This is a genomic window from Micromonospora sp. KC207 (assembly GCF_004348615.1).
Lineage (GTDB): Bacteria > Actinomycetota > Actinomycetes > Mycobacteriales > Micromonosporaceae > Micromonospora.
The window spans coordinates 1-2,461 of sequence record NZ_SMKJ01000514.1; the positions used below are offsets into that span (position 1 = coordinate 1).

Annotated in this window: 2 protein-coding genes and 1 pseudogene; 2 read left to right on the plus strand and 1 reads right to left on the minus strand. The window is 73.9% G+C overall.

The annotated features are described in order from the left end of the window. Positions 1-2: 2 nt before the first annotated feature. Entirely contained in the window at positions 3-692 is a 690-nt protein-coding gene (locus E1258_RS31970) for an IclR family transcriptional regulator (protein ID WP_132407626.1), read from the minus strand. Between the two features lie 63 nt (positions 693-755). Here E1258_RS31970 and cysS point away from each other — a divergent pair, with 63 nt between their 5' ends. Together cysS and E1258_RS31980 are read left to right on the plus strand one after the other, a co-directional pair. Beyond that, entirely contained in the window at positions 756-2,171 is a 1,416-nt protein-coding gene (gene cysS, locus E1258_RS31975; protein ID WP_132407628.1) for a cysteine--tRNA ligase, read from the plus strand. After that, positions 2,171-2,461: pseudogene (locus tag E1258_RS31980) on the plus strand (23S rRNA (guanosine(2251)-2'-O)-methyltransferase RlmB); the annotation flags it as partial. The gene cysS and the pseudogene E1258_RS31980, both read left to right, overlap by 1 nt.

Below are 2,461 nucleotides of genomic sequence, written 5' to 3' on the forward strand. Positions count from 1 at the left end.
GGTCAGGGGGCGAGGGCCGCGCTGATCGCCGCCGCCGCCGCGAGCACCTGCCCGCCGACCGACTCCGGGTCCAGCGGAGCCAGCGCCACCACGCCTACGCTCGCCTCCAGCCCCGGTACGCCGAGCACCGGCGCGGCCACGCCGTACGCCCCGGGCTGCAACTCCCCGCTGGTGCTCACCGGGCCGGCGGAGCCCGCCCGGGCGGCGAGGATGGCCCGTCCGGCCGCCCCTCGCTCCAGCGGGTGCCGCGTCCCCGTCCGGTACGCCACGTGCAGCGACGTCCAGCTCGGCTCGACCACCGCCAGGGCGACCCCCTCGCCGCCCTCGACGACGGTCAGGTGCGCGGTCGCGCCGGCCTGCTCGGCGAGGCGCCGCAGGGCGGGCAGCGCGCCCTCGGCGAGCAGCGGCTGGGCCCGCCGGGCCAGGTGCAGCACCCCCGCGCCGAGCCGTAACCGGCCGTCGCCGTCGCGGCGTACCATGCCGTGCCCGCTGAGCGCCCCGACCAGCCGGTAGACGGCGGCCCGGCCGATGCCCAGCCGGTTGGCCGCCTCGGTGACGGTCAGCCCGCCCGGCGCGTCGGCGACGAGGTGCAGCAGCCGCAGCCCCCGGTCCAGCGTCTGGGCTGTCTCACCCCCGCGCGTGCCGTCGTCGGTCCGGGTCGTCGTGCCATTCTGCCGTGCCGCCTCATCCACGAGGGGCAGCGTACGACCCGGCGCGGGGCGAACCCGGAACGCGTGGACGGCTACCCTGGAGGCGTGACGCTACGCCTGTATGACACCGCCACCCGATCGGTGCGGGACTTCGTCCCGCGGGAAGCCGGCAAGGTGGGGGTCTACCTGTGTGGTCTCACCCTTCAGGGCCCCCCGCACATCGGTCATCTTCGCTCCGGCGTCAACTATGACGTGTTGCGCCGCTGGCTGCTGGCCCGGGGGTTCGAGGTGCGGTTCATCCGCAACCTGACCGACATCGACGACAAGATCCTCGTGAAGGCCGTCGAGCAGGGCCGGCCGTTCTGGTCGATCGCGTACGCGAACGAGCGGGCGCTGGCCGCCGCGTACCGGATGCTGAACGTGCTGCCGCCGACGTACGAGCCGCGGGCCACCGGGCACATCCCGGAGATGCACGAGCTGATCGCGCGTCTGATCGACACCGGGCACGCCTACCCGGCCACCGACGGCTCCGGCGACGTCTACTTCGACGTGGCCTCCTGGCCGGCGTACGGCGCGTTGTCCGGGCAGTCGCCCGACGCCATGCAGGCCGCCGACGACGCCCCGGAGCGGGGCAAGCGCGACCCGCGCGACTTCGCCCTGTGGAAGGGCGCGAAGCCCGACGAGCCGGCCGACGCGTACTGGCCCTCGCCGTGGGGGCGGGGGCGGCCCGGCTGGCACATCGAGTGCTCGGCGATGTGCTGGCGTTACCTGGGTGAGGAGTTCGACATCCACGGTGGTGGGCTCGATTTGACCTTCCCGCACCACGAAAACGAGATCGCCCAGTCGCAGGCGGCCGGCCTGCCGTTCGCCCGCTACTGGGTGCACCACGGGCTGCTCGGCATCGGCGGGACGAAGATGGGCAAGTCGCTCGGCAACGCCCTCGACCTGACGTACGTCGGCTCACTCGGGGTGCGCCCGATCGAGCTACGCTACTATTACGCGGCGGCGCACTACCGGTCGCACGTCGACTACACCGAGGATTCGCTGCGGGAGTGGGCCAGCGGCTTCCGGCGGATCGAGGGGTTCGTCCAGCGGGCCGCCGAGCGGGTCAGCCCTGGTGAGCTGGGCGAGCTGCCGGCCGGCTTCGTCGCCGCGATGGACGACGACCTGAACACCTCGGCTGCGCTCGCGGTGCTCCAGGAGGTGCTCCGGGACGGCAACACCGCCCTGGCCACCGGCGATGATGTGACCGTCCGCACGGCCCTCGGCTCCACGCGGGCGATGCTGGATATCCTTGGCATCGACCCCCTCGACGAGGCATGGACCGGCGGCGGTCGCGCGGACGACCTGCGCGGCGTGGTCGACTCACTGGTCGCGCTGGCCCTGGAACAGCGTGCGCAGGCCCGCAGCCGCAAGGACTGGGTGGCTGCGGACGCCGTCCGCGACCAGCTCAAGCTGGCCGGCGTGGTGGTCGAGGACACCCCCCAGGGCCCCCGTTGGACTATTGGAGAGCAGGACTGATGGCCGGCAACTCGCAGCGCCGTGGCCGGCGACTGACGCCGAAGGCGGGTGCCCCGAAGGGCTCCGGCGGCAAGAACAAGGGCGCCCTCGCGGGTCGGGGCAAGACCCTGCCCGCCGACGAGCGCCCCTGGCACAAGGCGTACTCGGGCACCGAGAAGCTGCCCCAGCGCACCGCCTGGAAGCAGGACAAGGAGCGCCGGGCGGCGGCCGAGGAGGGGCGCACCCCGAAGATCGGCAAGCCGGGCACCAAGGACACCACCTGGGGCAGGGGCGGCGGCCGGGGGGTGCCG